The following is a 26,184-nucleotide window of genomic DNA, read 5'->3' on the forward strand; positions in this document are numbered from 1 at the left end:
ATGTCGATCAAGATTCACCATGGTCCAAACGGCAGCTTCAAGACCTCCGGCGCCCTGCAGGACGACGCCATCCCGGCGATCAAGGAAGGCCGCACCATCATCACCAACATCCGCGGCTTCACCCTGGATCGGGTCTACGACGTCTTCCCCGACTGCCCCAAGTCCACCGAAGTCATCAACTTGTCGATGGAATCCACCGAGGATCTGGAGAAGCTGCGGCGCTGGTTCATGTGGGCCCCGCGCGGCGCCTTCCTGATCTTCGACGAGACGCAGATCCTCTTTCCCAAGAGCTGGCGAGAAAAAGACCTCGAGCAGTTCGACTACCCCGGTGGCATCGAGAAGGCCAAGGAAGCCGACCGCCCCACCGGCTGGCTCGATGGCTGGACCCGCCATCGCCACTGGAACTGGGACGTGGTGCTGACCACCCCGAACATCCGCTACATCCGCGACGACATCCGCCTGACCTGCGAGAAGGCCTATCTGCACGCCAACCTCGCCCTGATCGGGATCAAGGGTCGCTACAAAGAGGCCATGCACGATGCCCAGGAAAACCGCCCCCTGTCAGATGGTTCTTCCATCGTCGAACTCAAGAAGATCAGCGCCGACACCTTCCGCCTCTACGAGTCCACCGCCACCGGCCAGGTCCGCGATACCGCTGCCGGTAAGAACCTTCTACTGTCGCCTAAGGTTCTGGGTCTTCTGGGCTTTATTGCCGTTCTTGTCGGCTCTATTTTCTCTGGCGACTCCGCTGCTCTGTTCACTGACGGCCTCACTCACCACAAGTCTCAAGCGACTGCTGCTGCCGCCCCTGCGCCTGCTGGGCAAGCTGCTCCTGCGTCTGCTGCTGTGGCTGGCGATCCTCTGGCTGACGGCCAAGCTGATCGGCCTCCTGCTGTAGGACCAGACAAGCCCGGCTCCCACCCTTTTTGGAACCGCACCCTGGTGGTGAAAGTCGCCATGAGCGGTTACCACAATGAAATGGGCAAAGAGCTGGTGTTGTTCCACTTGCTCGACGAGAACGGCTTTTACTTCCCGCAGACCTCCAACGACCTGCGCGCCCTGGGCTATCGCCTGCGGGTGATTACGCCGTGCTACGTCGAGCTGCGGCGCGAGGCCTGGAGTGGGGTGGCCCTATGCCAAGGCTCGGACCCACAACTGGCCCAAGCCGAAGCCGCCAACCGACCGCAGCCATCCGCACCCGAACCGAAGCTCACCGCGCAACAGCGCTTCGAGGCTAACGCCCCGCGCGTCACGATCATCGAGGACACCTCGCGCGATGAAAAACCGTTCTCCAACTAGCGCGCCGCGCGCCGGCGGAGCGGCTCGGTGCAGAGCGACAACGGCGCGCGGCGCGCCCCTGACGTCCCTGTAACACGTCAGATAAACAGAAGTGAACGACCAGACTAAACCAGAGTGAAAGGTGTGAAATGGCCAGAGCAAAGGACTTCTCCCGTATCGATATAGAAACCGGCTTGGAGAATTCGAAAAGTCGTCTTTTCGTCGATCCGGGCCATATGGGCTTCGTCGACCTGTCAGGCGTTCGCCTGCTCCGGTGCGGCGTCGATACGGTGCGGCAGCTGTACCGGGGCATGATCCGCCCGGAAATCATGGCGCTGTTTGAGACGCCGGGCACCATGGTCGATTTTGCCGGCCAGCGCTGGCACTCGGGACGGGTAGGGCGCGATTCGGGCTACCAGTACAAGCTGCAGAACGCCGACCTGGGCATCATCTTGTTGGTGAAGAACTTCAACGCCAAGCTCGACAGCATCGGCCCCCATCTGAAAATCGAGGTGTCGCCTCACGCCATCGACGCCTTCTCGCCCGAGCGTCTGCAAGAGCGCCTGGACTACTACGCCGACGCCGTGCTGACCCATCTGGAAATGAACCAGTGCGCGGTCCATCTGGCGCTGGACCTGCAGGGCTGGGCTCCGCCTGCCGATCTGGTTGCCCGCATGCACTGCAAGGCGCGCACGCACCGCGACATATCCGGCATTAACGAAGTCCATTGGGCCACTAAATCCAGCGTCTACGGGCGTGGGGAAACCTCCATGTTCGGCTCCGCCGGTGGCGTGCAACTGGCCATCTACAACAAGACCGAACAGGCCCGCGCCACGGACAAGCTCGACTACTGGGAAAGCGTCTGGAAGCGCCGCGACAGCTTCGATGAAGGCGACCCGGAGAACTATGATCCGGCGCAAGACGTCTGGCGCGTTGAGCTGCGCTATCACCACTCGATCATCCAGCAATTCGCCAGCGGCTCCATCGACGTCAGTACGGGGGAAGCCATCGACACGCGCTCCTATGCGGCGTTCTCGGGGCATTTGGACGGCCTTTGGCGCTATGGCCTGGGGCAGTTCAAGTTGCTGGCCCGGCCTGGCTATTTCGAGCCGATCTGGACCCTGATCCGCGATGACGTGCGGGTCGATCTGCCGGTGGACTCGTTGCTCGATCAGACCGAATACAAGCGCTACTACAAGACGAGCCGGGGCTTCTCCGGGAAGAACGTCGAGCTATTCCTGGGAAACTTCGTAAGCCTGCTGGCAAGGGAGCGGGTGGGCGCAAAAAAGGCCTTTGAGACCCTCCAGCAGTGGGACTGCTGGCCGGTGATCCGCGACCACTACGCCGCCAAGGACATGAGTGAGCACGACCTGTACAAGCACATCAAGGCGCTGCTCGAGGAACGCAACGTCAGGTGGGGCAGGGCGGTATGACCGTTCGCAAAAACGGCAAAACATGGATGGCGGACTTCTATGAGAATGGCCGCACTGGTCGGCGAATCCGCAAGAAGGGTTTCGCGACCAAGTCAGCCGCCCAGCGTTTCGAGTCGGATTACTTCGCGTCGCTAGAGAAGACCGGAAGGCCGCTCGATGATCGCCTCTCCGATCTGGTCACCGTCTGGTATGACCTGCACGGCTGCTCGCTCAAGGATGAGAAGGCCCGGCTGTCTCGGACCATGGCAGTGGTGCAGCGCCTGGGCGACCCTCGCGTCTCCGACTTCGATGCCCTGGCCTGGGCCCGCTACCGTCAGTCACGCTTGAAAGACGCGACGCCCAGCACGGTCAACCACGAGCAGCGCTACCTGTCCGCCGTGTTTTCCGAACTGATTCGCCTGGGCGCGTGGGCGGGCAACAATCCGTTAGCCAAGGTCCGGCAGATAAAGACCGATCAGACCGAGCTGTCATTTCTGAGTCTGGAGCAGATTAGTCAGCTGCTCGATGAGTGCAGCAGGTCGACGAACAACCACACCTATCCAGTGGCGCTGATCTGCTTGGCTACTGGCGCCAGATGGGACGAAGCGGAGAGTCTGACGCGGGGCGCGATCTTCGGGGGGAAGGCCCATTTTCACCGGACCAAGAATCGGCAGTCGCGCTCGGTGCCGATACCCAGGGAAGTCGAAGACGCCGTGTTCCAGGTGGCAATGCCTGGGAATGGTCGGCTGTTCATGTCCTGCCGGGCTGCATTTCGTAGCGCCTATGAACGCTGCGGCTTCGACACGCCAGGACAGCTAACCCACATCCTCCGGCACACCTTCGCCAGCCATTACATGATGGCCGGTGGTGACATCCTCAGCCTGCAGCGCATCCTTGGGCATTCTTCGATCACCATGACCATGCGGTACGCGCATCTTTCGCCGGATCATCTGGAGTCGGCCTTGAGGTTGTCGCCCCTTGCGCAGTGCAGATACACTTCTGAGTGATTGCAGTGCAATCAATGATTTCATTCGGAGGCGATATGGCCAGCATCACTATTCGTAACCTAGACGACGACCTCAAGGCTCAACTGCGTGTGGTTGCCGCAAGCCATGGCCGTTCGATGGAAGAGGAGGCGAGAGTCATTATTCGTCAGGCGTTGTTCAAGTCGGAAAAGAGCGGTGGCCTGGGTAGTCGCATTCATGCTCGATTCGCTGCCCTCGGTGGTGCAGACCTTGAGCTGCCTGAACGCAAGGACAAGGCGCGTGCGGCGAGCTTTGACGAATGATCTTGCTTGATACCAATGTGCTTTCCGAGCTGATGCGGGCTAAACCTGCTGCCGAAGTCTTGGCTTGGGTTGATGCTCAGCCTTCAAGTGAGCTGTTCACCAGCGCTATCACCGTTGCCGAGATTCTTTACGGCATCGCGCGCATGTCGGACGGTAAGCGCAAGCAAGGTTTACTAGAGCTGGCGACGCTGATGTTCGAGGAAGATTTTGCCGGCCGCATTCTTCCGTTCGATACAGAGGCGGCTGTTCACTATGCCGGCTTGGCGGCTGAGAGTGAGGCGAAGGGGAAGGTCGCGGATATGGCCGATGGGCAGATTGCCGCAATCGCCGCTTTGCATGATGCGCAAGTGGCAACGCGCAACGTGAGGCATTTCGACTACCTGGGCGTCCCCGTAATCAATCCTTGGGAAGCGTGACGCGGTCAGTTCACCGGTAGGCGCTGCGTAGTCACTTGGTAGTCACTTCGGAAAACAAAAAAGGGCTTAGCTTTCGCTAAACCCTTGTTTTGTTTGGTGGCTACGCAGGGACTTGAACCCCGGACCCCAGCATTATGAATGCTATGCTCTAACCAGCTGAGCTACGTAGCCGAGTGGCGCGCATTATTCGCGGATGGCGGGCTGCTGTCAACCCTGTTTCGCGAAGATTTCTGCGCGCGATCAAGCGCTTAGACGTTGAAGCGGAAATGCATGACGTCGCCATCCTTGACGATGTACTCCTTGCCCTCCAGGCGCCACTTGCCGGCCTCTTTCGCCCCCGCTTCACCCTTGAACTGGATGAAGTCGTTGTAGGCGATGACCTCGGCGCGGATGAAGCCTTTTTCGAAGTCGGTGTGGATCACGGCCGCGGCTTGCGGGGCGGTGGCGCCGACGCGTACGGTCCAGGCGCGTACTTCCTTGACCCCGGCGGTGAAGTAGGTCTGCAGGTTGAGCAGTTCGTAGCCGGCGCGGATCACCCGGTTCAGGCCGGGCTCTTCCAGGCCCAGGGACTCGAGGAACATGTCCTTCTCCTCGCCGTCTTCCAGCTCGGCGATTTCCGCTTCGATCTTGTTGCACACCGGGACGACGATGGCGCCTTCCTCGGCGGCGATGGCGTTGACCACGTCGAGCAGCGGGTTGTTCTCGAAGCCGTCTTCGGCGACGTTGGCGATGTACATCACCGGCTTGCTGGTGAGCAGGTGGAAGCCCCTGACCAGCTGCTTCTCCTCGTCGCCCAGGGTCTTCAGCAGGGTGCGCGCCGGCTTGCCTTCGCTGAAGTGGGGGATCAGCTTCTCCAGCAGGGCCTTCTGCGCCACGGCTTCCTTGTCGCCGCCCTTGGCATTGCGCTGGACCTTCTGCAGCTGCTTCTCGCAGCTGTCGAGGTCGGCGAAGATCAGTTCCAGCTCGATGATCTCGATGTCGCGCTTGGGATCGACGGTGTTGGCCACGTGGATCACGTTGTCGTCCTGGAAGCAGCGCACCACGTGGGCGATGGCGTCGGTCTCGCGGATGTTGGCGAGGAACTTGTTGCCCAGGCCCTCACCCTTGGAGGCGCCGGCGACCAGCCCGGCGATGTCGACGAACTCCATGGTGGTGGGGATCACCCGTTCCGGCTTGACGATGGCCGCCAGGGCGTCCAGGCGCGCATCGGGCATGGGGACGATGCCGCTGTTCGGCTCGATGGTGCAGAAGGGGAAGTTCTCCGCGCTGATCCCGGCCTTGGTCAGGGCATTGAACAGGGTGGACTTGCCGACGTTGGGCAGGCCGACGATGCCGCAGTTGAATCCCATGGTGTGTTCCTCGCGGAGGTGAATTCGGTGGAGAGAGGGTCAGGCTTTCTGGCTGTGCAGTTGTTGCATGGCCTTGGACCAGTCGCCGGCGAGCATTTGCGGTAGCACGCCGAGGGCGAAATCGATACTGGTATCGAGCAGTTCCTGCTCGCTGCGCGGGGCGCGGCCGAGCACGTAGCCGGAGACCATGCTGCTGTGCCCGGGGTGGCCGATGCCGAGCCGCAGGCGGAAGAAATTATTCTGATTGCCGAGCTGGGCGATGATGTCGCGCAGTCCGTTATGGCCACCGTGCCCGCCACCCTGTTTGAGTTTGGCGACGCCGGGGGGCATGTCGAGTTCGTCGTGAGCCACCAGGATCGCTTCCGGGGGGATGCGGAAGAATTTCGCCAGCGCCGCCACGGACTGGCCGCTGCGGTTCATGTAGGTGGTGGGGATCAGCAGGCGAACGTCGCGGCCCTGGTGGCTGAACTTGCCCACCAGGCCGAAATACTTGCGATCTGCGCTCAGGTTGGCGCCTTGGCTGGCTGCCAGGCGCTCAACGAAAAGGGCCCCTGCATTGTGCCGGGTCTGGTCGTATTCGGGGCCGGGGTTACCCAGGCCAACGATCAGTTGTACGGCGGTCATGTCAGGAGCCCTTTAGTGAAAATAGCCCGGCCACCAGGGTGGACGGGCTGTTTTCGGCGGTGCGAGGGTTACTCGGCAGCGCCTTCACCTTCTTCGCCTTCGGCTTTGCTTTCGGCTTCGTCTTCTTTCACCACGCGGGAAGCATGGATGTTGGCTACGGCCAGGTCGTTGCCGTGTGCCAGTGCAACCAGCTCGACGCCCTTCGGCAGGGTCAGGTCGGACAGGTGAACGACTTGGCCCAGCTCAACCTTGGCCAGATCGACCTCGATGAACTCCGGCAGGTCCTTCGGCAGGCAGGAAACTTCCACTTCCACCAGGGTGTGGGAGATTTCGCCGCCGCTCTGCTTGACGCCGACTGCGGTTTCTTCGTTGAGGAAGTGCAGCGGTACGTGGGCAGTCAGCTTCTGGCCAGCGATCACGCGCTGAAAGTCGGCATGCAGGACGAAGCCCTTGGCCGGGTGACGCTGCAGCGCCTTGATCAGGACGCTTTCGTTGCTGCCGGCGACGTTCAAGGTCAGAACGTGGCTGAAGGCCGCTTCGTTCTCCAGCAGCTTGGCGAAGTCCTTGGCCAGCAGGCTGATCGATTGCGGGGCTTTCTCGCCACCGTAGATTACGGCAGGAACCAGGCTGGCGTTACGACGCAGGCGGCGGCTCGCACCTTTCCCCAGGTCGGAACGCACTTCGGCATTCAGGGCAAATTCAGTCATTTCATTTCTCCAAAATAACCAAACCGTCCTTCACGCTTGCGACCAGCGACCGGACGGTTGGGCAAAAAGCCCCGCTCGAGGCGGGGCGCATTTCGTTCAGCGGTGATTCCGGGTTAACGGAACATCGCGCTGATCGATTCTTCATTGCTGATGCGGCGGACCGCCTCAGCGACTACCGGTGCGATATCCAGCTGGCGAATACGCGGGCAGGATTGCGCGGCGGCGGACAGCGGGATGGTGTTGGTCACCACCAGCTCGTCCAGCACGGAATTCTCGATGTTCTCGATGGCGCGACCCGACAGCACGGCGTGCGTGGCATAGGCGAAGACCTTGGCGGCGCCATGTTCCTTCAGGGCCTTGGCCGCGTGGCACAGGGTGCCGGCAGTGTCCACCATGTCGTCGACCAGGATGCAGGTGCGGCCTTCCACGTCGCCGATGATGTGCATCACCTCGGAGTGGTTGGCCTTCTCGCGACGCTTGTCGATGATCGCCAGGTCCACGCCGAGGGACTTGGCCACGGCGCGCGCACGCACCACGCCGCCGATATCCGGGGAAACGATCATCAGGTTGTCGAAGCGCTGATCTTCGATGTCGTCCACCAGTACGGGCGAGCCGTAGATGTTGTCGACCGGGATATCGAAGAAGCCCTGGATCTGGTCCGCGTGCAGGTCGACGGTGAGAACACGGTCGATGCCTACAACGGTGAGCATGTCGGCCACTACCTTGGCGCTGATAGCCACGCGGGCGGAGCGCGGACGGCGATCCTGGCGGGCATAGCCGAAGTAGGGGATGACAGCGGTGATTCGAGTGGCCGAGGAGCGGCGGAAGGCGTCGGCCATTACCACCAGTTCCATCAGGTTGTCGTTGGTTGGCGCGCACGTCGGCTGGATCAGGAAGACGTCTTTACCGCGGACGTTTTCGTTGATTTCAATGCTGATTTCGCCGTCGGAGAATTTACCGACAGAGGCATCGCCGAGGGGGATGTGCAGCTGACGAACAATACGTCGCGCCAGATCGGGGTTAGCGTTCCCCGTAAAGACCATCATCTTGGACACGCGCAGTACCTGCCGGCTGAGGGTATACCTGGATGAGTATAGAAATGGCAGGGGCGGCTGGATTCGAACCAACGCATGCCAGGATCAAAACCTGGTGCCTTACCGCTTGGCGACGCCCCTGTATCGTGTGTAACCCAATGCTGTCAGTCGTACTCACAACGCCTGTGGCGTTGATGGCAGGGGCGGCTGGATTCGAACCAACGCATGCCAGGATCAAAACCTGGTGCCTTACCGCTTGGCGACGCCCCTAGTACAACTCACTCTTACGCATTCACTTCTTGGCCAGAGCTGCGAGCCTGCGATGCAACATCGAGATGTTGCGACCTTGAGCGACAAAGCTCGGCAAAGCGGCTGGAAGTTGGCGGGCGACTTTATCAGCATCGTCCCGGTTTGGGAAGCTCCCAAACACACAAGCTCCAGTGCCGGTTAATCTGGTTGGAACAAATTTGTTCAACAAGATCAAAGCGTTACGAACAGCTGGGTAACGCTTCTGGACAACCGGCTGGCAGTCGTTACGACCACCCCCCTCAAGAAGGCTGCGAACTTTAATGGGCGGCGTATCGCGTGTCAACTCGGGGTCGGAGAAAACTTCCGCTGTGCTGACAAGCACTTGCGGGATGGCCACGAGAAACCAGGGTTCGGCGAGCTCGATCGGGGTGAGTTTCTCGCCGACGCCCTCGGCGAAGGCGGCGCGGCCGCGCACGAACACCGGGACGTCGGCGCCGAGGCCGAGGCCAAGCGCGGCCAGGCGGTCCTCGTCCCAGCCCAGCTGCCAGAGGTGATTGAGACCGAGCAGGGTAGTGGCGGCGTCCGAGCTGCCGCCGCCGATGCCGCCGCCCATGGGCAGTTGCTTGTCCAGCCAGATGTCGGCGCCCAGTGGGCAGCCCGACTGCTGCTGCAACTGCCGGGCGGCGCGCACGATCAGGTTGCTGTCGTGCGCCACGCCGGGAATCTCGGTGTGCAGGCGGATCTGTCCGTCGTCGCGCAGGGCGAAGCCCAGTTGATCGCCGTGGTCGAGGAACTGGAACAGGGTCTGCAGCTCGTGGTAGCCGTCGGCGCGGCGACCGAGGATGTGCAGCATCAGGTTGAGCTTGGCCGGCGCCGGCAGGGTCAGCTGGGCGGCGGCGGGAATGGCCGGCTGGGTCATTGGCCGAGCTGGCGCGGTTGCCAGTCCTTGATCACCAGGGTGACCTGCAGGTCGTGGCCGTCGAGTTTGATGCGCTCGGGCAGCCAGTAGCCGTTCTGCTCGGCGTAGCGCAGGTAGTCGACCTGCCAGCCGTCCTGCTTCAGTTGCGCCAGACGGCTGTCGCCATCCAGGGTGACGCGACTCCTGCTGTCGGGCGAGGGCAGGCCGCGGATCCACCAGAGCAGGTGCGAGACCGGCAGGTTCAGGCCCAGCTGCTGTTGCAGCAGGGCTTCCGGCGAGGCGGCCTGATAGCGGCCCTGGTTGGCCACTTCCAGGAGGATCGCCCCCGGGCGCCCGGTCAGGCGGGCGGCGCCGCGGCCCAGGGGGCCGGACAGGCGAATGTCGTAGTAGTCCTGGCGCTGCAGCCAGAACAGCGTGCCGCTGCCGGAGTCGCGCGGGGCGCGGATGCCGACCTTGCCGCTGATCTGCCAGGCGTCGAGGGTGCTGACCTGCTGCTTGTGCAGTTTCCAGCGGGCCGGATCGCCGGCGCCCTCGAGCGCTTCGCGGGAGGTCAGGCCGGCGCAACCGGCGAGCAGGATGGACAGGCCGAGGAGGATGAGGGGGCGGGCGAGCATCACAGGGTCTCGGAACCGGTCAGGCGCAGCAGGGTGCTGCGCAGTACGGTGCTGTCGGGTTGATCCTTGAGGGCACCGGCCCAGACCTTCCTGGCCTCGCGTTGCTTGCCCTGGGCCCAGAGCACTTCACCGAGGTGGGCGGCGACCTCGTGGTCGGGGAAGCTGCGCAGGGCCAGGCGCAGCAGGCGTTCGGCTTCGTCCAGGTTGCCCAGGCGATAGTGCACCCAGCCCAGGCTGTCGAGAATCGCCGGGTCGTCCGGGCTGATCTGGTAGGCCAGCTCGATCAGCTCCTTCGCCTCGGCGTAGCGGGTGGTGCGGTCGGCCAGGGTGTAGCCGAGGGCATTGAGCGCCATGGCGTTGTCCGGCTCGCGCTCGATGATGAAGCGCAGGTCCCGTTCCAACTGGCCCAGGTCGTCGCGCTTCTCCGCCAGCATGGCGCGGGTGTAGAGCAGGTTGAGGTCGTCCGGGAACTGCTCGAGCGCCTGGGCAATCAGGCTCCAGGCGGCTGCATGTTGCTGCTGCTTGGACAGTGCTTCCGACTCGATCAGGTACAGCTGGATTGCATAGTCGGGCTGCGCTTCGCGCGCCTTGCGCAGGCGTGCTGAAGCTTCTGCGCCGCGCTGCTCGGCCAGGAGCAGTTCGGTCTGGCGCGCCTGGGCTGGCAGGTAGTCATTGCCGGGACCGACCAGGGCGTATTCCATCAACGCGTTCTTCGGCTTTTTCAGCGCCTCATAGGCGCGGGCCAGATTGAAGTGGGCGGCGTCGACGTGGCTGCCGCGCTCGACCAGCTCCTGCAGGTAGACGATGGCCTCTTTCCAGGCTTCGGCTTCCAGGCAGACCAGGGCCAGGGAGAAGCGCAGGTCGTCATCCGTGGGGAATTGCTGCAGGAGTTTGGCGAACTCGCCCTTGGCGTCCTCCAGGCGGTCCTGGGTGACCAGTATGCGCGCGTAGGTCAGGCGCAGGCGCTTGTCCTCCGGGTGGCGCTTGAGGCCCCGCTCCAGCAGGGGCAGCGCTTCATCACCACGCTCGAGGCTCTGCAGCAGGCGTGCGCGCAGCAGCAGTGGCGCCACATTGTCGAGCTTGGCGGCCTGCTCCTCGAGCAGTTCGAGGGCCTCCAGGGGGCGTTCGTCCTGCTGCAGCAGCAGGGCCTTGCCGAACAGCAGTTGGCCGTTGTCCGGGTGCTTTTCCAGCAGCTGGTCGAAGCTTTGCAGCAGGCCGGCGCGGGTGTCCGGGTCGGTTTCCGCGGCGGACAGGGCGAGGAAGTCGAAATGGGTATCGCCCTGACGTTGCAGGACGCTCTCCATATAGTGCATGGATTCGTCGTATCGCCCGGCGCGGGCCAGTTGCACGGCGGCGGCGCGCTGGGCGTCGAGGTTGTCGGGGGCGTTCTTCGCCCAGATCAGCGCGGTATCCAGCGCCGCCTGCTCGGCACCGAGGTATTCGGCGATGCGGAAGCCGCGCTCGGCCACCCCGGCGTCCTGGGTGGCGTTGGCCTGCTGCACGTAGTTGCCCAGGGCGATATCGAAGCGGTTGCGCTGCCCGGCCAGCTCGGCGGTGAGCAGGGCGAACAGGGTCTCCTGGCTGAACGAGGCATATTCCTTGGGCGTCGGCGCTTGCGGTGCCGGGGAGGCCTCCTCCACGGGCGGCGTGCCGTCCGGAACGGCAGGGCTGAGCACTTGGCAGCCGCCCAGCAAGGTCAGGGCGGTCAGTAACGCGAAGGATCTATTCATAGGGGCAAAGACGACTAACCTGCGGTCGGGGCATCATGACACAAGCCGTAGGGCAAGCCCATGGGGCAGGCCTCACGGCGCTGCAGTGGCGCACACGCTTGGCTAGGACAGTGGCCGGCGGTGGTTGTTCTCGTACCGGCGAAGTAGGACAATTGCGCGCTTCCCTCTTCTGTCAGCGACCTTGCATGGCCTTCATCGCCCTCGGCATCAACCATAAAACCGCCTCGGTGGACGTCCGCGAACGCGTGGCCTTCACCCCCGAGCAGTTGGTTGAAGCCTTGCAGCAGCTGTGCCTGCGCACGGCGAGCCGCGAGGCGGCGATCCTTTCGACCTGCAACCGCAGCGAGCTGTACCTCGAGCAGGACAGTCTGGCGGCCGAAGCGGTGCTGGCCTGGCTGGCCGAGTTTCACCAGCTCAACCTCGATGACCTGCGCGCCTGTGCCTATGTGCACCAGGACGACGCGGCGGTGCGCCACATGATGCGGGTGGCCTCCGGGCTGGACTCCATGGTGCTCGGCGAGCCGCAGATCCTCGGCCAGATGAAGTCGGCCTACGCCGTGGCCCGCGAGGCCGGCACCCTGGGGCCGCTGCTCGGCAGGCTGTTCCAGGCCACCTTCAGTACCGCCAAGCAGGTGCGTACCGATACCGCGATCGGCGAGAACCCGGTGTCGGTGGCCTTCGCCGCCGTCAGCCTGGCCAAGCAGATCTTCAGTGACCTGCACGACAGCCAGGCGCTGCTGATCGGCGCCGGCGAGACCATCACCCTGGTCGCCCGTCATCTATACGAGCAGGGCGTCAAGCGCATCGTCGTGGCCAACCGCACCCTGGAGCGGGCCAGCAGCCTGGCCGAGCAGTTCGGTGCCCACGCGGTGCTGCTCTCGGACATTCCCGAGGAGCTGGTGAACAGCGACATCGTCATCAGCTCCACCGCCAGCCAGCTGCCGATCCTCGGCAAGGGGGCGGTGGAAAGCGCGCTGAAGCGGCGCAAGCACAAGCCGATCTTTATGGTCGACATCGCCGTGCCGCGGGACATCGAGCCCCAGGTCGGCAAGCTCGACGATGTCTACCTCTATACCGTCGACGACCTGCACGAGGTCATCGCGGAAAACCTCAAGAGCCGGCAGGGCGCCGCCCAGGCCGCCGAGGAGCTGGTCAGTGCCGGGGCCGAGGACTTCATGCTGCGCCTGCGTGAGTTGGCCGCGGTGGATGTGCTCAGGGCCTATCGCCAGCAGGCCGAGCGCCTGCGCGACGAGGAGCTGGCCAAGGCCGTGCGCCTGCTCGGCCGCGGTGCCTCGGCCGAAGAGGTGCTGGCCCAGCTGGCCCGCGGGCTGACCAACAAGCTGCTGCACGCGCCCAGCGTGCAGCTGAAGAAACTCTCCGCCGACGGCCGCATCGATGCGCTGGCCGTGGCTCAGGAACTCTTTGCCCTCGATGAGGGCGTGCCGTCCGACAAAGGCCTGTGATGAAAGCTTCACTGATCAACAAACTCGACTTGCTGCAGGATCGTTTCGAAGAATTGACCGCGCTGCTCGGTGATGCCGAAGTCATAAGCAAGCAGAGCCAGTTCCGCGCCTATTCCAAGGAGTACGCCGAGATCGAACCGGTGATCCTGGCGTTTCGCGAGTTTCGCAAGGTGCAGGGCGACCTCGAGGGCGCCCAGGCGCTACTCAAGGACAGCGACCCGGACCTGCGTGAGATGGCCGAGGAGGAAGTGGCCAGCGCCAAGGCCCAGCTGCTCGAGCTGGAAGACCGCCTGCAGCGCATGCTGCTGCCCAAGGACCCCAACGACGGGCGCAACGTCTACCTCGAGGTGCGGGCCGGTACCGGCGGCGACGAGGCGGCGATCTTCTCCGGCGACCTGTTCCGCATGTACTCGCGCTATGCCGAGAAGCAGGGTTGGCGGGTCGAGGTGCTGTCGGCCAACGAGGGCGAGCACGGCGGCTACAAGGAGGTGATCGCCCGGGTCGAGGGCGACAACGTCTACGCCAAGCTGAAGTTCGAGTCCGGCGCCCACCGCGTGCAGCGCGTGCCGGAAACCGAGTCCCAGGGCCGTATCCACACCTCCGCCTGCACCGTGGCGGTGTTGCCGGAGCCGGACGAGCAGGCGGCGATCGAGATCAACCCGGCGGACCTGCGGGTCGACACCTACCGCTCCTCCGGCGCCGGTGGCCAGCACGTCAACACTACCGACTCGGCGATCCGCATCACCCACATCCCCACCGGCATCGTGGTCGAATGCCAGGAGGAGCGCTCGCAGCACAAGAACCGCGCCAAGGCCATGGCCTGGCTCGCCGCCAAGCTCAAGGACCAGCAGGAGGCCGCCGCGCACAAGGAAATTTCCGACACGCGCAAGCTGCTGGTCGGCTCCGGCGACCGTTCCGAGCGCATCCGCACCTACAACTTTCCCCAGGGCCGGGTCACCGATCACCGCATCAACCTGACCCTGTATTCGCTGTCCGAGGTCATCGCCGGTGGCGTCGACGCGGTGATCGAGCCGCTGCTGGCCGAGTATCAGGCCGACCAGCTGGCCGCGCTGGGCGATTGAGTCCTGTGGTGCACATAGTGCTCCCTATGGCGTGCCATGTAGGGTGCGCCGCGCGCACCACCCACCCTGCGAGAGGAATATGGCCAGCATCGAATCCCTGTTGAGCGCGGCCGAGCTGCCCGACTCGCCGACCCCGCGGCTGGATGCCGAGCTGCTCCTGGCCAGCGCCCTGGGCAAGTCGCGCAGCTACCTGCACACCTGGCCGGAGCGCGAGGTGGAGGCCGCGCAGGCCGAGCGCTTCGCTGCCGACCTGACGCGCCGCCGCGCTGGCGAGCCGGTGGCCTATATCCTCGGCCAGCAGGGCTTCTGGAGCCTGGAGCTGGAGGTGGCGCCGCATACCCTGATTCCCCGCCCGGACACCGAACTGCTGGTGGAGACCGCCCTGGCGCTGCTGCCGGCGACGCCGGCCAGCGTGCTCGACCTTGGCACCGGCAGCGGCGCCATCGCCCTGGCCCTGGCCGCCGAACGGCCGGCCTGGCGGGTCACCGGCGTGGACCGGGTGTCCGAGGCGGTGGCCCTGGCCGAACGCAACCGCCAGCGGTTGAAGCTGAACAATGCCGCCTTCTGCGCCAGCCACTGGTTCGCCGCCCTGGGCGCACGGCGCTATGCCATGATCCTCAGCAACCCACCCTATATCGCCGCCGACGACCGGCATCTGCGCGAGGGCGACCTGCGCTTCGAACCGAGCAGCGCGCTGGTCGCCGGCGCCGACGGCCTGGACGATATCCGCGAGATAGTCGCCCAGGCTCCGCAGCACCTCGAACCGGGCGGCTGGCTGCTGCTCGAGCATGGTTTCCAGCAGGCCGTGGCGGTCCGCAGTCTGCTGAGCGCGCGCGGGTTCGTCGAGGTGCAGAGCCGGCGCGACCTGGGTGCTCATGAACGCATCAGTCTGGGACGTTTTCACCATGAATGAGCCGAACACGCTGAACGATGACGAGCTGCTGCGCTACAGCCGGCAGATTCTCCTGGCGCAGATCGATGTCGAAGGGCAGCTGCGCCTCAAGGGCAGCCGCGTGCTGATCGTCGGCCTCGGCGGCCTCGGCTCGCCGGTGGCGCTGTACCTGGCGGCGGCCGGTGTCGGCGAGCTGCACCTGGCGGACTTCGACACGGTGGACCTGACCAACCTGCAGCGACAGATCGTCCACGACAGCCAGAGCATCGGCCGGGGCAAGGTCGACTCGGCCATGGCGCGGCTGGCGGTGCTCAACCCGCAGGTACGCCTGCAGGCGCACCGCACCGCCCTGGATGCCGACTCGCTGGCCGCCGCGGTGGCGGCGGTGGATCTGGTGCTCGATTGCTGCGACAACTTCGCCACCCGCGAGGCGGTCAACGCCGCCTGCGTCGCCGCGCGCAAGCCCCTGGTCAGCGGCGCGGCGATCCGCCTGGAAGGGCAGTTGTCGGTGTTCGACCCGCGCCGCGACGACAGCCCCTGCTACCACTGTCTGTACGGCCATGGCAGCGAGGCCGAGTTGACCTGCAGCGAAGCCGGGGTGGTCGGTCCGCTGGTGGGCCTGGTCGGCAGCCTGCAGGCGCTGGAGGCGTTGAAGCTGCTGGCCGGCTTCGGCGAGCCGCTGATCGGCCGGCTGCTGCTGGTCGATGCTCTGGGTTCGCGTTTTCGCGAGCTGCGGGTCAGGCGCGATCCGGCCTGCAGCGTCTGTGGCGGTGGCCATGGCCAATAACGCGCCGGTCGGGGTATTCGACTCCGGCGTCGGCGGCCTCTCGGTGCTGCGCGAGATCCGCGCCCTGCTGCCGGGCGAGTCCCTGCTCTATGTGGCCGACAGCGGCCATGTGCCCTACGGCGAGAAGAGCCCGGAATTCATCCGCGAGCGCTGCCGGACGATCGCCGATTTTCTCCTCGGGCAGGGCGCCAAGGCGCTGGTGCTGGCCTGCAACACCGCCACCGTGGCCGGTATCGCCGAGCTGCGCGAGCTGTACCCGCAGCTGCCGATCATCGGCATGGAGCCGGCGGTCAAGCCGGCGGCGGCGGCGACCCGCGCCGGGGTGGTGGGCGTGCTGGCCACCACCGGCACCCTGAAGAGCGCCAGGTTCGCCGCCTTGCTCGACCGCTTCGCCAGCGACGTGCGGGTGGTGACCCAGCCTTGCCCGGGCCTGGTGGAGTGCATCGAGGCCGGCGAGCTGGACGGCGCGGCGACCCGCGAGCTGCTCCAGGGCTTCGTCGCCCCGCTGCTGGCCGAGGGCTGCGATACGCTGATCCTCGGTTGCACCCATTACCCCTTTATCAAACCACTGCTGCGTGAGCTGCTGCCGGCTTCGGTCAGCCTGATCGATACCGGCGCGGCGGTTGCCCGGCAGTTGCAACGGCGTCTCGACGAGCGGCGGCTGCTGGCCGCTGGTCCGGCGCTGGCCGGGCGCTTCTGGAGCAGTGGCGATCCCGGGCAGATGCAGGCGGTGCTGCCACTGCTCTGGGGCGAGGCGGCGGCGGTGCGGAAGCTTTGACAGCGGCCCGGTGGGCTGCTGTTATGCAGGTGTCTGCTTGTATTAATAACCAAGACTTCGATACTTTCAGGTGACTGCACGGGGATGCCCCCGGACCTGGTGATAAAAGGAAATTTCCAATGAAGAAGTTGTTCGCTTTGGCTGCCCTTGCAGCCGTGACCATGGGATCAGTGGTGTCGGCGCAGGCGGCCGATGTGACCTTCTCCGTAGGCAGCACCGACGAGTCGACCATGGTCTACCGCCTCGGTACCCAGTTCGACTTCAGCAGCCGCTGGCTGGAAAGCGGCACCGGCCATCTCGGCGGCTACTGGGATGCCGGCTACACCTACTGGCAAGGCGATGAGTCGGCCAGCAACCACAGCCTGTCGTTCTCGCCAGTGTTCGTTTATGAGTTCGCCGGGGACAACGTGCGGCCCTACATCGAGGCCGGCATCGGCGTGGCCTTCTTCTCCAGCACCGAGCTGGAGGGCAGCAAACTGGGTTCGTCCTTCCAGTTCGAGGATCGCCTCGGCGTCGGCCTGCGTTTCGCCGACCAGGAGGTGGGCCTGCGCGCGTGGCACTACTCCAATGCCGGGCTCAAGGAGCCGAACAACGGCATCGAGGCCTATACCCTGCATTACCGCATGAGTTTCTGAGGCGCGGCGTCAGACCGCAAAAAAACCGGGCCATGGCCCGGTTTTTTCGTTTCGGCGGGGCACCCTCAGCGATAGATGCCGGCCATGCCCTGACGCTCTTCCAGGCACTCGCCCGAGCCCATCTCGAAATCACGGCAGATCTGCGGACGCTGTTCGTAGATGCTGCAGCGCATGCTGTCGCGATCAAGGGCCGCGCACCAGCCGTCGTCGAGGCGGCGCATCACCTCGCCGCCCCAGGCATCGGTGCCGATGAAGCGTTGCGGCACGCCGGTGTCGCTGATCAGCATGACTTCCAGCTGGCAGCAGCAGGCGGCGCAGTTCGAGCAGCTGACGGCCGGCTCATCGGGCAGTTGGGTGTGGGCAATGGGCGGGAGATGACTCATGGGCCGCAGTGTACGCCAGCCGTGGCCGCTGCGGCGCTCAAGCCGACCGGCGCGCGCGCAGGCTCTGCTGGTACTGGCTGCGATAGAGCTTGGCGAAACCGTGCAGCACGGGCATCACCAGGGCCCAGATCAGCGCCAGCAGGGCCAGGGTCGGCCAGGTGCCATAGGGCAGGGTGACGCCGGCCAGCTGGGCGCCGGCATAGTAGGACAGCGGCCCGCCGACGGCGCCGAGCAGGCTGCCACGCCACCAGGGTTGCGCCGTCCAGGCCAGGCAGTGGTTGAGGGTGGTCGCCAGCAGCAGCCAGAGCAGCGCCAGCCACAGCGGGATCAGGGTGCGCGGCTCGCCGAAGTCGAACACCCCGAGGTTGAGCAGGAAGCTGTCCAGGGCGCTGCCGGCGAGGAACACGCTGAACAGCAGCTTGCCTTCGGCGGCCCAGCTGGCGGTCCACAGCAGGTGCACCGCGACGGCCAGGGCCACCAGCAGCAGCCAGGGGCCGCCGCCCAGCACGCAGGCCAGCCAGCCGAGTTGGAACAGCAGGGCGTTGGCGATCAGTTTAGGCATCCAGGCGTCCCAGTAGCGGTTGCGGTCGCGCCGCCGGCTTGGCCAGCAGCAGTTGAGCGGTGCCGATGGTGCGCTCGATGAAGCCGCCCTCGCAATAGCACAGGTAGAACTCCCACAAGCGGTAGAAGTGCTCGTCGTAGCCGAGCTGTTCCAGCTTGTGCCGCGCCTGGCGCAGGTTGTCGTGCCACAGGCGCAGGGTGCGGGCGTAGTGCAGGCCGAAATCCTCCATGTGATGCAGGTTCAGGTCGGTGCGGCTGCCGACTATCTCCAGCATCTTCTGCAGCGAGGGCAGGGCGCCGCCGGGAAAGATATAGCGCTGGATGAAGTCGACGCTGCGCCTGGCCTGCGCATAGCGCTGGTCGCGGATGGTGATGGCCTGCAGCAGCATCAGGCCGTCGTCCTTGAGCAGCTTCGCGCACTGCTGGAAGTAGGTGGGCAGGAAGCGGTGGCCGACCGCCTCGATCATCTCGATCGACACCAGCTTGTCGTACTGGCCGGCGAGGTCGCGGTAGTCCTCCAGCAGCAGGGTGACGCGCTCGCCCAGGCCCTGCTCGGCGATGCGCCGGGCGGTGTAGTCGTACTGCTCGCGGGACAGGGTGGTGGTGGTGACCCGGCAGCCATAGTGGCTGGCCGCATAGATCGCCATGCTGCCCCAGCCGGTGCCGATCTCCAGCAGGTGGTCGTCGGGGCGCAGGGCCAACTTCTGGCAGATGCGTTCGAGCTTGTTCAGCTGGGCCTGTTCCAGGCTGTCGTCGGGGCCCTCGAACTGCGCCGCGGAATACATCATGGTCGGGTCGAGGAACTGCTCGAACAGCGCGTTGCCCAGATCGTAGTGGGCGGCGATGTTCTTGCGCGAGCCGCGCCGGGTGTTGCGGTTGAGCCAGTGCAGGCCCTGGATCAGCGGCCGGCCGAGGCGGGCCAGGCCGCCCTCCAGGGCATCGAGCACCTCAAGGTTGCTGACGAACACGCGCACCACCGCGGTCAGGTCCGGGCTGCTCCAGTAGCCATGGATAAAGGCCTCGCCCGCGCCAATCGAGCCGTTGCCGGCGACCAGGCCCCAGACGGCGCCGTCGAGCACCTCGATCTGCGCGCTGAGGCTGGCCTGCGGGTCGCCGAACGCCAGGCGCTGCTCGCCCTCGATGATCAGCAGGTGGCCATGGCGAAGCTGGCTCAGCTGGTGCAGCACGGCGCGGCGCAGCAGGCCGGCGCCGAGGCCCTGGCCGGCGACCAGGGAGTATTTGCCGGTGGTTGGGCTAGAGCTTTTCATGGGATACGTCCTTCGCGTGTGCCCGGGCCGTGCGGAAGCCGTCGTCCGCGACCTGGTGGCTGAACAGGGGAGTGCGTTTGAGCAGCAGGCGCAGGGCCTGCCAGTAGATGGCGGCGAGGGTCTTGCCGGTCATCCAGGGGAAGCGCAGCAGGTAGCGGTGCAGGCTGGCGCGGTCGAGGGGCTCGCGTTGCAGGCTGAGGCTGGCGTCGAACAGCTTGTCCTCGCCCTGCCAGTCGGCCATGTGCAGGCCCAGGCGCTGGCCGGGCGCGGCGAAGCTCATGCGGTATTGCAGCTCGCGGGGCAGGAACGGCGAGACGTGGAAGGCCTTGGCCACGGCGACGTGCTGGTGGCCCGCGCCTTGTGCCGGCAGCACGTAGTGGTAGCGCTCGCGCCAGGGCGTGTTGCTGACTTCGCAGAGGACTGCCGCCAGGCGCCCGTCGGCCTCGAAGCAGTAGAAGAAGCTCGCCGGGTTGAACGCCAGGCCCCAGCTGCGCGGCTGGGTCAGCAGGCGGATCGCCCCCCCGGGCGCCTCGCCCAGGGCCTCGGCGACCCGCTGGCGTACCGCGTCGACCAGGCGCATGCCGTGCCTGGTGAATTCCGGCAGGTAGTCGCTTTCGCGGAAGGCGAAGGGCGCCCAGCGACCGTCGCCGGCCAGGGGCGAGAGTGCCAGCACCTGCTCCTGCTCGGCCAGATCCAGGTACAGCAGGCCCATGCGGTAGCGGAAGCTATGGCTCCTGGGGGCGAAGCGCCGGTGTTGGACCCAGCCGCTGTACAGGGCGCTGTGCATCAGAGCTCCTCGCCGAAGGCGCGGGCCACGTGCAGGGCGCTGACCACCCCGTCCTCGTGGAAACCGTTGGCCCAGTAGGCGCCGCAGTAGTAGCTGTGCCGGGCGCCGAGCAACTCCTGCCAGCGCGCCTGGGCGGCCATGCCGGCCAGGCTGTACTGCGGATGGGCGTAGCGGTAGCGGCCGAGGATCTTGTCCGGGTCGATCGCCGCGGTCTGGTTGAGGCTGACGCAGAAGGTGGTGTCGCTGTGGATGCCCTGGAGGATGTTCATGTTGTAGGTCACCGCCGCCGCCTGCTCGCTCGGCCCACCCAGTCGATAGTTCCAGCTGGCCCAGGCCAGGCGGCGCCGGGGCAGCAGGCGGGTGTCGGTGTGCAGCACCACATCGTTGTCGGCGTAGGGCAGGGCGCCGAGGATCTCCCGCTCGGCCAGGCTCGGCTGGGCCAGCAGGGCCAGGGCCTGGTCGCTGTGGCAGGCCAGCACCACCTTGTCGAAGCGTTCCGTGCCGGCGGCGCTGTGCAGGGTCACGCCCGCCTCGTCGCGCTCGATGCGCTGCACCGGGCAGTTCAGGCGGATGCGTTCGGCGAAGGGGGCGCTCAGCGGCGCCACGTAGCTGCGCGAGCCGCCTTCGATCACCCGCCATTGCGGGCGGTCGCTGACCGACAGCAGGCCGTGGTTCTTGAAGAAGCGCACGAAGAACTGCAGGGGGAAGTGGAGCATCTCGGCCAGGGACATGGACCAGATCGCCGCGCCCATGGGCACGATGTAGTGCTCGATGAAACGGCTGCCGTAGCCGCCGCGCTGCAGGTAATCACCGAGGGTGACATGCGCCTCCATGCGCCCGGTGCCGAGGTCGGCGAGGGCTTCGCGGTTGAAGCGCAGGATGTCGCGCAGCATGCCCCAGAACACCGGCGACAGCAGGTTGCGGCGCTGGGCGAACAGGCTGTTGAGGTTGTTGCCGTTGTATTCCACGGCGCTGTGCGGATCGCGCACCGAGAAGCTCATCTCGGTGGCTCTGGAGGCGACGCCGAGCCGGTCGAGCAGGCGGATGAAGTTGGGATAGGTCCAGTCGTTGAACACGATGAAGCCGGTATCGATGGCGTAGTCGCGACCGTCCACCCGCACATCGACGGTATGGGTATGGCCGCCGACCCAGTCGCCGGCCTCGAACAGGCTGATGTCGTGACGCCGGTTGAGCAGGTAGGCGCTGGTCAGGCCGGCGATGCCGCTGCCGATGATGGCGATCTTCATGGGCGTTCCTTCGACGATGTTTCGCGGCGCACCATGCGTCGGCCGATGGCCAGTTGCAGGCGCCCCGGCAGGTGGGCGAGCAGCCGCAGCGCGGCGATGAACGGCCGCGGGAAGGCGATCTCCAGTGGCCGCTTGTCCAGGCGGCTGGCGATATGGGCGGCGGCCCGCTGCACCGGCCAGCGCATCGGCATGGGGAAGTCGTTCTGCCGGGTCAGGGGGGTGTCGACGAAGCCGGGACTGACCAGGGTGACGTCGATGCCTTCGTCGGCCAGGTCGATGCGCAGCGCCTCCAGCAGGTAGCGCAGGCCGGCCTTGGAGGCGCCGTAGGCCTCGGCGCGGGGCAGGGCCAGATAGGTCACCGAACTGCCGACGCCGACCAGGTGCGGCTGCCAGCCGCGGCGCAGCAGCGGCAGGGCGGTCTCGATGCAGTAGCTGGCGGCGAACAGGTTGACCCGCATCACCCGCTCGATCATCGCCGCCTCGAAGGTCCGGGCATCGACGTACTCGCAGGTGCCGGCATTGAGCAGCAGGGTATCCAAGGCACCCCAGCGCGAAGCGATGCGCTCGCCGATGTCGCGCACTTGCTCGGCGTCGCCGAGATCGCCGGGGGCCAGCAGCACCTGTTGTGGATAACGCTCGGCCAGGGCCCGCAGTGGACCCGGGCGGCGCGCGCTGAGGGCCAGGCGGTGGCCAGCCTTGAGCAGCAGTTCGGCCAGGGCGGCGCCGATGCCACTGCTGGCGCCGGTGAGCCAGATGCGTCGCGATTCGCTGTTCATGCCAACCTCCGCTTCAGCCAGCGGATCAGCCGGCCGATCAGGGGCGCGTGCTCGTAGAGCAGGGCGCCGGCGTCGAAATAGTCGCGGTGGCGATGGACCTTGCCGTTCCACAACAGATGGGAGCAGCCCTCCACGCGGATCAGCTGGCCGCCGGCCAGGCGTGGGTGGCGGTAGCTCATGGTCCAGCGCAGGTAGCCCTCGCCCTCGCGGACCTGGTCGAAGCCGTAGAAGTCGAAGCGCAGGTCGCTGACGTTGGCGTACAGCTGGGCGAAGTAGCGGTGCAGGTTGTCCAGCCCGCGCACCTCGTGCAGCGGGTCGCAGAACAGCGCATCGTCGCTGTACAGCTGGCCCAGGCGCTCGAGGTTGTCCTTGTCGAGGCTGGCGAAGTCCTTGGCGAAGCGGCGCAGGAAGTCGCTCATCAGCTGGCCTCCCGAAGCAGCGGCGGCAGGTTCTTGAAGGCCGCCAGGGCCCGTTCGCGACTGTGGCTGAGGTCGACGATCGGCCGTGGATAGTCGAGCGCGTCGAACAGCCCGCCGCGCACCGTGCTCGGGTCATGGATGGCCTTGTCGTCGAGCCCGGCCAGCTCCGGCAGCCAGTGGCGGATGAAGCGGCCCTGGGGATCGAAGCGCCGCGACTGGCTGACCGGGTTGAACAGGCGGAAGTAGGGCACCGCGTCGGTGCCGGTGGAGGCGCTCCATTGCCAGCCGCCGTTGTTGGCCGCCAGGTCGCCGTCGATCAGCTGGCGCATGAAGTAGCGCTCGCCGGCGCGCCAGTCGATCAGCAGGTTCTTGGTCAGGAACATGGCCACGACCATGCGCAGGCGGTTGTGCATCCAGCCGGTGGCGTGCAGCTGGCGCATCGCCGCGTCGATCAGCGGGAAGCCGGTGCGGCCCTGCTGCCAGGCGGCCAGCTCGTCCGGGGCGTCGCGCCACGGCAGCGCCTCGGTCTCGGGGCGGAAGGCGCGGTGCCGCGAGACGCGCGGGTAGCCGACCAGGATGTGTTTGTAGAACTCGCGCCAGAGCAGCTCGTTGATCCAGGTGACGACGCCGTTGTTGCCGCCATCGAATTCGCCTTGGTTGACCTGCAGGGCGGCGTGCAGGCACTGGCGCGGCGACAGCACGCCGGCGGCGAGGTAGGCCGACAGCTGGCTGGTGCCGGGCTTGGCGGGGATGTCGCGGGCGTCCTGGTAGTAGTCGATCTGCTCGTCGGCGAAGCGTGCCAGGCGCTCATGAGCGCTGGCCTCGCCGGCCGGCCAGAGCTGGCGCAGCGCCTCGGCCGCCGGGCTGAAACCGGCGGCAGCGGCGGGCACGGTATCGCTCGCGAGCGCCAGGGGCGCCTGCGCCGCCGGGGTCGGCAGCAGGGGCGGCAGGGCGGTGTGCAGGCGCTGGTAGCAGAGCTTGCGGAACTGGCTGTAGACCTTGAAGTAGCCGCCGGACTGGGTCAGCAGGCTGCCCGGCTGGAACAGCAGCTGATCGAGGTGACCGTGGAAGGCCACGTCCTGTTCGTCGAGGCGCCGGGCCACGGCCTGGTCGCGGCGCTGCTCGTTGATCCCGTACTCCTCGTTGACCCGCACGGCGCTGATCCGCAGCTCGCGGCACAGCGCGCCTATCACTGCGGGGGCGGCGTCCCAGCTGTCGGCCTGGCGGATCAGCAGCGGCACGTTGAGCCGGCCCAGGGCGGTGGACAGCTCGGCCAGGTTGCGCAGCCAGAAGTCGACCTTGCACGGCGCGTCGTCGTGCCGCTGCCACTGGCCGGGGCTGAGCAGATAGAGCGCCACGGTCGGCCCGGCCGCCATGGCGGCGGCCAGGGCGCTGTTGTCGCGTACGCGCAGGTCGCTGCGCAGCCAGATCATTTGCCGCATGGGGTCACCTGTGAAGGGGCCTGTAGGTTGAGCTGGTCCAGCGCTCGCAGCGCCGCCAGCGGGTCTTCCGCCAGGCGCAGGTCGGCGCGCGAGGCAGTCAGTTCGGCCAGGGCCTGTCGATGAATACGCACGGCCGGCCCGGCCAGCACCGTGGGGCAGCGGCCGGCGCCGAGCAGGCGTGGCAGCTGCTGGCCGTCGAGGGCCTGGCTGGCGTACAGCAGCAGGGCGCAGGGGCGGATGCGTTCCAGGGCCAGGCCCAGCTCGGCGGTCGGCACCGGCCAGTCGAACACCTCCACCGCATGCCCGGCACTGCTGGCCAGCCAGGCGCTGAGCCACAGGCCGGGCTCCATCGGCGGTTCGCACAGGTTGATCAACAGCACCGGCGCGCCGCCATGCAGACGGTTGTTGTGGTACAGGCGCGCGCCGAGCTTGCTGCGCAGCCAGGAGAGGAAGAACACCCGCTCCAGCTCCGCGCCGAACTGGCCGCGCCAGCGCAGTTCCAGGGCCTGCAGCAGCGGCAGTAGCAGTTGCTGGCACAGGGTCTGCGGCGGGTACAGCGCCATTTCGCCGTTGAAGCAGTCGTCGAGGCGGCGTTCGGCCAGGTCGCCGATGGCCGCCAGCAGCTGGTCGCGCTTCTGACCCCACTGCGACAGGTTTTCCTCCGGTGCGCTGCGTTCCGCTTGCAGCAGGCCCTTGACCTGGCTGACCGAGACGCCGCGCTCGAGCCAGGTAAGGATCGCCTGGACCCGTGCGATGTGCGCTTCGGAGTAGAGTCGATGGCCCTTGGCGGTGCGGTGCGGCACGATCAGGCCATAGCGCCGTTCCCAGGCGCGCAGGGTGACGGCATTGACGCCGGTCAGCCGCGCCACCTCGCGGATCGGCAGCAGGCCCTTGCCCAGCGCCTCGCTGGCCGAGTCGCCGCCGGGGGCAGCAGGGCGGGCGTCGCCGTTCATAGGGCGTTGCGCAGGCTGAGGTTTTCCGGATGGGGCTGCAGGTAGGCCTGCTGCGCCACGTAGGCGTCCGGGTGGCGGCGGAAATGATGCTTGAGCAGGGTCAGCGGCACCACCAGCGGCACCATGCCGTCGCGGTACTGGCCGATCAGCTGGTGCATTTCCTGGCGCTCTTCGCGGCTCAGGCCCTGCTTCAGGTAGCCGCACAGGTGCTGCAGCACGTTGCTGTGGGTGCCGCGGGTGGCGCACTGCTTCAAGGCGGCCATCAGCTCGCTGAAGTAACGCGGCGCCAGTTGCGCCAGGTCATGCCGGCCGAGGTCGCCGAGCAGTCGGCCGAGGGCCTTGTACTGCAACGGCGCGGTGGCCATCAGCAGGTACTTGTAGCGCGAGTGAAAGGCGATCAGGGTCTTGCGCGTCAGGCCTTCGTGAAGCAGGCGCTGCCACTCGGCGTAGGCGAATACCCGGGTGAGGAAGTTTTCGCGCAGCACCGGGTCGTTGAGCCGGCCATCTTCTTCCACCGGCAGATCGGGGTGGCGGGCGATCAGCGCCCTGGCGAAGATGCCCTGGCCACTGGCCTCGCTGGGCCGGCCGCGGTCCTGGTAGACCTTGACCCGTTCCATGCCGCAGGACGGCGACTTCTGCATCAGGATGTAGCCGCAGATGCCGTCCAGTTCCTCGGCCATGCGCGCACCGTAGGCCGCCAGGCGCTCGGTCACATCCAGGGTCGGATCGACCGTGCCGACTGCGCGCGGCGCCTGTGGATCACCGACCAGGCGGATGGGTTCGCGCGGCGTGCCGAGGCCGATGGCGACCTCCGGGCACAGGGGCACGAAGTCGAAGTGTTCACCGAGCACCTGGCTGCACAGGCGCGATTCCTTGTGCCCGCCGTTGTAGCGCACGGTGTTGCCCAGCAGGCAGGCGCTGATGCCGAGCTTGGGTCTGGCGTGGTGGGCTTGGGCAAGGGACATGGCGCGACCTCCGATGAAGACTTGTACAGGTAATATTTCCTGTACAACCTGTGTCCATCATAGGAGTGAGGCTGGCCTTGTACAAGTATTTTGTACAAGATTTGTATAGGTCGTGTGTGGGGAGGG

General features: G+C 66.1%; 28 protein-coding genes and 3 tRNA genes. 11 read left to right on the forward strand and 20 right to left on the reverse strand.

The annotated features are described in order from the left end of the window. The 5 genes from ACSX1D_RS03495 (at nucleotide 1) to ACSX1D_RS03515 (ending at nucleotide 4,394) form a co-directional block, all read left to right on the forward strand. Nucleotides 1–1,299, forward strand: coding sequence for a zonular occludens toxin domain-containing protein (locus ACSX1D_RS03495; protein ID WP_439860994.1), 1,299 nt, complete (start codon nucleotides 1–3; stop codon nucleotides 1,297–1,299). A gap of 128 nt (nucleotides 1,300–1,427) precedes the next feature. Next, nucleotides 1,428–2,711, forward strand: a complete 1,284-nt coding sequence (locus tag ACSX1D_RS03500) for a hypothetical protein (RefSeq protein WP_439860995.1) — start codon at nucleotides 1,428–1,430, stop codon at nucleotides 2,709–2,711. Beyond that, nucleotides 2,708–3,697 carry a phage integrase gene (locus ACSX1D_RS03505; RefSeq protein ID WP_439860996.1) on the forward strand — a complete coding sequence of 330 codons (990 nt, stop codon included), beginning with the start codon at nucleotides 2,708–2,710 and terminating at the stop codon, nucleotides 3,695–3,697. The genes ACSX1D_RS03500 and ACSX1D_RS03505 overlap by 4 nt, the downstream gene beginning before the upstream one ends. A 35-nt stretch (nucleotides 3,698–3,732) precedes the next feature. Further along, the gene (locus ACSX1D_RS03510; protein WP_439860997.1) at nucleotides 3,733–3,978 is read left to right on the forward strand and encodes a FitA-like ribbon-helix-helix domain-containing protein; all 246 of its coding nucleotides are present in this window, start codon (nucleotides 3,733–3,735) and stop codon (nucleotides 3,976–3,978) included. Then, a complete protein-coding gene (locus ACSX1D_RS03515; RefSeq protein ID WP_439860998.1) occupies nucleotides 3,975–4,394 on the forward strand; it encodes a type II toxin-antitoxin system VapC family toxin in 420 nt (139 codons plus the stop codon). The genes ACSX1D_RS03510 and ACSX1D_RS03515 overlap by 4 nt, the downstream gene beginning before the upstream one ends. 94 nt (nucleotides 4,395–4,488) lie before the next feature. Here the strand turns inward: ACSX1D_RS03515 and ACSX1D_RS03520 are convergent. From ACSX1D_RS03520 to ACSX1D_RS03565, 10 genes are all read right to left on the reverse strand, one after another. Continuing rightward, a tRNA-Met gene (locus ACSX1D_RS03520) sits at nucleotides 4,489–4,565 on the reverse strand. A 77-nt stretch (nucleotides 4,566–4,642) separates the two neighbouring features. Next, on the reverse strand, nucleotides 4,643–5,743 hold the full coding sequence (ychF, locus tag ACSX1D_RS03525) for a redox-regulated ATPase YchF (protein WP_439860999.1): 1,101 nt from the start codon (nucleotides 5,741–5,743) through the stop codon (nucleotides 4,643–4,645). Nucleotides 5,744–5,782: 39 nt separating this feature from the next. Then, nucleotides 5,783–6,367 carry an aminoacyl-tRNA hydrolase gene (pth, locus tag ACSX1D_RS03530; protein ID WP_439861000.1) on the reverse strand — a complete coding sequence of 195 codons (585 nt, stop codon included), beginning with the start codon at nucleotides 6,365–6,367 and terminating at the stop codon, nucleotides 5,783–5,785. 68 nt (nucleotides 6,368–6,435) lie between these two features. Then, a complete protein-coding gene (locus ACSX1D_RS03535; RefSeq protein WP_439861001.1) occupies nucleotides 6,436–7,074 on the reverse strand; it encodes a 50S ribosomal protein L25/general stress protein Ctc in 639 nt (212 codons plus the stop codon). A 113-nt stretch (nucleotides 7,075–7,187) separates the two neighbouring features. Continuing rightward, nucleotides 7,188–8,129 carry a ribose-phosphate pyrophosphokinase gene (locus ACSX1D_RS03540; RefSeq protein ID WP_439861002.1) on the reverse strand — a complete coding sequence of 314 codons (942 nt, stop codon included), beginning with the start codon at nucleotides 8,127–8,129 and terminating at the stop codon, nucleotides 7,188–7,190. Between the two features lie 45 nt (nucleotides 8,130–8,174). Then, nucleotides 8,175–8,249, reverse strand: a tRNA-Gln gene (locus ACSX1D_RS03545). Nucleotides 8,250–8,303: 54 nt separating this feature from the next. Then, nucleotides 8,304–8,378: transfer RNA gene (locus ACSX1D_RS03550), tRNA-Gln, on the reverse strand. Between the two features lie 22 nt (nucleotides 8,379–8,400). After that, complete coding sequence (gene ispE, locus ACSX1D_RS03555) at nucleotides 8,401–9,276, reverse strand: 4-(cytidine 5'-diphospho)-2-C-methyl-D-erythritol kinase (protein ID WP_439861003.1); 876 nt, start codon at nucleotides 9,274–9,276, stop codon at nucleotides 8,401–8,403. Beyond that, a complete protein-coding gene (gene lolB, locus ACSX1D_RS03560) occupies nucleotides 9,273–9,890 on the reverse strand; it encodes a lipoprotein insertase outer membrane protein LolB (protein ID WP_439861004.1) in 618 nt (205 codons plus the stop codon). The genes ispE and lolB overlap by 4 nt, the downstream gene beginning before the upstream one ends. After that, nucleotides 9,890–11,620, reverse strand: a complete 1,731-nt coding sequence (locus ACSX1D_RS03565; RefSeq protein WP_439861005.1) for a tetratricopeptide repeat protein — start codon at nucleotides 11,618–11,620, stop codon at nucleotides 9,890–9,892. The genes lolB and ACSX1D_RS03565 overlap by 1 nt, the downstream gene beginning before the upstream one ends. Nucleotides 11,621–11,805: 185 nt before the next feature. Between ACSX1D_RS03565 and hemA the strand changes: the two genes are divergently transcribed. The 6 genes from hemA to ACSX1D_RS03595 all read left to right on the forward strand — a co-directional run bounded on the left by hemA (nucleotide 11,806) and on the right by ACSX1D_RS03595 (nucleotide 17,257). Beyond that, nucleotides 11,806–13,083 (forward strand): glutamyl-tRNA reductase, encoded by a 1,278-nt coding sequence (gene hemA, locus ACSX1D_RS03570; protein ID WP_439861006.1) that lies wholly within the window; start codon nucleotides 11,806–11,808, stop codon nucleotides 13,081–13,083. Continuing rightward, nucleotides 13,083–14,165, forward strand: a complete 1,083-nt coding sequence (gene prfA / locus ACSX1D_RS03575; protein WP_439861007.1) for a peptide chain release factor 1 — start codon at nucleotides 13,083–13,085, stop codon at nucleotides 14,163–14,165. The genes hemA and prfA overlap by 1 nt, the downstream gene beginning before the upstream one ends. Before the next feature lie 79 nt (nucleotides 14,166–14,244). Next, nucleotides 14,245–15,078: a peptide chain release factor N(5)-glutamine methyltransferase gene (gene prmC, locus ACSX1D_RS03580; protein WP_439861008.1), complete on the forward strand. Its 834-nt coding sequence runs from the start codon at nucleotides 14,245–14,247 to the stop codon at nucleotides 15,076–15,078. Further along, nucleotides 15,071–15,844, forward strand: a complete 774-nt coding sequence (locus ACSX1D_RS03585) for a molybdopterin-synthase adenylyltransferase MoeB (RefSeq protein ID WP_439861009.1) — start codon at nucleotides 15,071–15,073, stop codon at nucleotides 15,842–15,844. The genes prmC and ACSX1D_RS03585 overlap by 8 nt, the downstream gene beginning before the upstream one ends. Continuing rightward, entirely contained in the window at nucleotides 15,834–16,622 is a 789-nt protein-coding gene (gene murI / locus ACSX1D_RS03590) for a glutamate racemase (RefSeq protein WP_439861010.1), read from the forward strand. Before ACSX1D_RS03585 ends, murI begins: the two co-directional genes overlap by 11 nt. Nucleotides 16,623–16,741: 119 nt before the next feature. Then, the gene (locus tag ACSX1D_RS03595) at nucleotides 16,742–17,257 is read left to right on the forward strand and encodes an acyloxyacyl hydrolase (protein WP_439861011.1); all 516 of its coding nucleotides are present in this window, start codon (nucleotides 16,742–16,744) and stop codon (nucleotides 17,255–17,257) included. A 65-nt stretch (nucleotides 17,258–17,322) separates the two neighbouring features. On the opposite strand, the gene ACSX1D_RS03600 is transcribed toward ACSX1D_RS03595, so the two are convergent. From ACSX1D_RS03600 to ACSX1D_RS03645, 10 genes are read right to left on the reverse strand one after another with little or no spacing between them, the layout of a single operon-like run. After that, a complete protein-coding gene (locus ACSX1D_RS03600) occupies nucleotides 17,323–17,640 on the reverse strand; it encodes a YkgJ family cysteine cluster protein (RefSeq protein WP_208708472.1) in 318 nt (105 codons plus the stop codon). A 37-nt stretch (nucleotides 17,641–17,677) separates the two neighbouring features. Further along, on the reverse strand, nucleotides 17,678–18,202 hold the full coding sequence (locus ACSX1D_RS03605) for a DUF2878 domain-containing protein (RefSeq protein WP_439861012.1): 525 nt from the start codon (nucleotides 18,200–18,202) through the stop codon (nucleotides 17,678–17,680). Next, entirely contained in the window at nucleotides 18,195–19,469 is a 1,275-nt protein-coding gene (locus tag ACSX1D_RS03610; RefSeq protein ID WP_439861013.1) for a class I SAM-dependent methyltransferase, read from the reverse strand. Before ACSX1D_RS03610 ends, ACSX1D_RS03605 begins: the two co-directional genes overlap by 8 nt. Beyond that, nucleotides 19,456–20,256 carry a DUF1365 domain-containing protein gene (locus ACSX1D_RS03615; protein WP_439861014.1) on the reverse strand — a complete coding sequence of 267 codons (801 nt, stop codon included), beginning with the start codon at nucleotides 20,254–20,256 and terminating at the stop codon, nucleotides 19,456–19,458. The genes ACSX1D_RS03610 and ACSX1D_RS03615 overlap by 14 nt, the downstream gene beginning before the upstream one ends. Continuing rightward, nucleotides 20,256–21,503 (reverse strand): NAD(P)/FAD-dependent oxidoreductase, encoded by a 1,248-nt coding sequence (locus ACSX1D_RS03620; RefSeq protein ID WP_439861015.1) that lies wholly within the window; start codon nucleotides 21,501–21,503, stop codon nucleotides 20,256–20,258. The genes ACSX1D_RS03615 and ACSX1D_RS03620 overlap by 1 nt, the downstream gene beginning before the upstream one ends. After that, nucleotides 21,500–22,279, reverse strand: coding sequence for an SDR family NAD(P)-dependent oxidoreductase (locus ACSX1D_RS03625; protein ID WP_439861016.1), 780 nt, complete (start codon nucleotides 22,277–22,279; stop codon nucleotides 21,500–21,502). Before ACSX1D_RS03625 ends, ACSX1D_RS03620 begins: the two co-directional genes overlap by 4 nt. After that, nucleotides 22,276–22,698, reverse strand: a complete 423-nt coding sequence (locus tag ACSX1D_RS03630) for a nuclear transport factor 2 family protein (RefSeq protein ID WP_208708484.1) — start codon at nucleotides 22,696–22,698, stop codon at nucleotides 22,276–22,278. The genes ACSX1D_RS03625 and ACSX1D_RS03630 overlap by 4 nt, the downstream gene beginning before the upstream one ends. Continuing rightward, nucleotides 22,698–24,140, reverse strand: a complete 1,443-nt coding sequence (gene phrB, locus ACSX1D_RS03635; protein WP_439861017.1) for a deoxyribodipyrimidine photo-lyase — start codon at nucleotides 24,138–24,140, stop codon at nucleotides 22,698–22,700. The genes ACSX1D_RS03630 and phrB overlap by 1 nt, the downstream gene beginning before the upstream one ends. Next, nucleotides 24,128–25,093, reverse strand: coding sequence for a MerR family transcriptional regulator (locus ACSX1D_RS03640; RefSeq protein ID WP_439861018.1), 966 nt, complete (start codon nucleotides 25,091–25,093; stop codon nucleotides 24,128–24,130). The genes phrB and ACSX1D_RS03640 overlap by 13 nt, the downstream gene beginning before the upstream one ends. After that, nucleotides 25,090–26,058 carry a YbgA family protein gene (locus tag ACSX1D_RS03645; protein ID WP_439861019.1) on the reverse strand — a complete coding sequence of 323 codons (969 nt, stop codon included), beginning with the start codon at nucleotides 26,056–26,058 and terminating at the stop codon, nucleotides 25,090–25,092. The genes ACSX1D_RS03640 and ACSX1D_RS03645 overlap by 4 nt, the downstream gene beginning before the upstream one ends. Nucleotides 26,059–26,184 lie beyond the last annotated feature (126 nt).

The organism is Pseudomonas sp. MBLB4136, from assembly GCF_051904765.1.
Taxonomy (GTDB): domain Bacteria; phylum Pseudomonadota; class Gammaproteobacteria; order Pseudomonadales; family Pseudomonadaceae; genus Aquipseudomonas.

Coding starts and splice junctions, on each gene's coding strand:
- ACSX1D_RS03535 (WP_439861001.1), bottom strand. CDS start 7,074: ATGACTGAATTTGCCCTGAATGCCGAAGTGCGTTCCGACCTGGGGAAA.
- ACSX1D_RS03515 (WP_439860998.1), top strand. CDS start 3,975: ATGATCTTGCTTGATACCAATGTGCTTTCCGAGCTGATGCGGGCTAAA.
- phrB (WP_439861017.1), bottom strand. CDS start 24,140: ATGCGGCAAATGATCTGGCTGCGCAGCGACCTGCGCGTACGCGACAAC.
- ACSX1D_RS03500 (WP_439860995.1), top strand. CDS start 1,428: ATGGCCAGAGCAAAGGACTTCTCCCGTATCGATATAGAAACCGGCTTG.
- ACSX1D_RS03505 (WP_439860996.1), top strand. CDS start 2,708: ATGACCGTTCGCAAAAACGGCAAAACATGGATGGCGGACTTCTATGAG.
- prmC (WP_439861008.1), top strand. CDS start 14,245: ATGGCCAGCATCGAATCCCTGTTGAGCGCGGCCGAGCTGCCCGACTCG.
- murI (WP_439861010.1), top strand. CDS start 15,834: ATGGCCAATAACGCGCCGGTCGGGGTATTCGACTCCGGCGTCGGCGGC.
- pth (WP_439861000.1), bottom strand. CDS start 6,367: ATGACCGCCGTACAACTGATCGTTGGCCTGGGTAACCCCGGCCCCGAA.
- ACSX1D_RS03510 (WP_439860997.1), top strand. CDS start 3,733: ATGGCCAGCATCACTATTCGTAACCTAGACGACGACCTCAAGGCTCAA.
- ACSX1D_RS03585 (WP_439861009.1), top strand. CDS start 15,071: ATGAATGAGCCGAACACGCTGAACGATGACGAGCTGCTGCGCTACAGC.
- ispE (WP_439861003.1), bottom strand. CDS start 9,276: ATGACCCAGCCGGCCATTCCCGCCGCCGCCCAGCTGACCCTGCCGGCG.
- ACSX1D_RS03565 (WP_439861005.1), bottom strand. CDS start 11,620: ATGAATAGATCCTTCGCGTTACTGACCGCCCTGACCTTGCTGGGCGGC.
- ACSX1D_RS03625 (WP_439861016.1), bottom strand. CDS start 22,279: ATGAACAGCGAATCGCGACGCATCTGGCTCACCGGCGCCAGCAGTGGC.
- ACSX1D_RS03615 (WP_439861014.1), bottom strand. CDS start 20,256: ATGCACAGCGCCCTGTACAGCGGCTGGGTCCAACACCGGCGCTTCGCC.
- ACSX1D_RS03605 (WP_439861012.1), bottom strand. CDS start 18,202: ATGCCTAAACTGATCGCCAACGCCCTGCTGTTCCAACTCGGCTGGCTG.
- ACSX1D_RS03630 (WP_208708484.1), bottom strand. CDS start 22,698: ATGAGCGACTTCCTGCGCCGCTTCGCCAAGGACTTCGCCAGCCTCGAC.
- ACSX1D_RS03620 (WP_439861015.1), bottom strand. CDS start 21,503: ATGAAGATCGCCATCATCGGCAGCGGCATCGCCGGCCTGACCAGCGCC.
- ACSX1D_RS03640 (WP_439861018.1), bottom strand. CDS start 25,093: ATGAACGGCGACGCCCGCCCTGCTGCCCCCGGCGGCGACTCGGCCAGC.
- ACSX1D_RS03610 (WP_439861013.1), bottom strand. CDS start 19,469: ATGAAAAGCTCTAGCCCAACCACCGGCAAATACTCCCTGGTCGCCGGC.
- ACSX1D_RS03600 (WP_208708472.1), bottom strand. CDS start 17,640: ATGAGTCATCTCCCGCCCATTGCCCACACCCAACTGCCCGATGAGCCG.
- lolB (WP_439861004.1), bottom strand. CDS start 9,890: ATGCTCGCCCGCCCCCTCATCCTCCTCGGCCTGTCCATCCTGCTCGCC.
- ACSX1D_RS03495 (WP_439860994.1), top strand. CDS start 1: ATGTCGATCAAGATTCACCATGGTCCAAACGGCAGCTTCAAGACCTCC.
- prfA (WP_439861007.1), top strand. CDS start 13,083: ATGAAAGCTTCACTGATCAACAAACTCGACTTGCTGCAGGATCGTTTC.
- ACSX1D_RS03595 (WP_439861011.1), top strand. CDS start 16,742: ATGAAGAAGTTGTTCGCTTTGGCTGCCCTTGCAGCCGTGACCATGGGA.
- hemA (WP_439861006.1), top strand. CDS start 11,806: ATGGCCTTCATCGCCCTCGGCATCAACCATAAAACCGCCTCGGTGGAC.
- ychF (WP_439860999.1), bottom strand. CDS start 5,743: ATGGGATTCAACTGCGGCATCGTCGGCCTGCCCAACGTCGGCAAGTCC.
- ACSX1D_RS03645 (WP_439861019.1), bottom strand. CDS start 26,058: ATGTCCCTTGCCCAAGCCCACCACGCCAGACCCAAGCTCGGCATCAGC.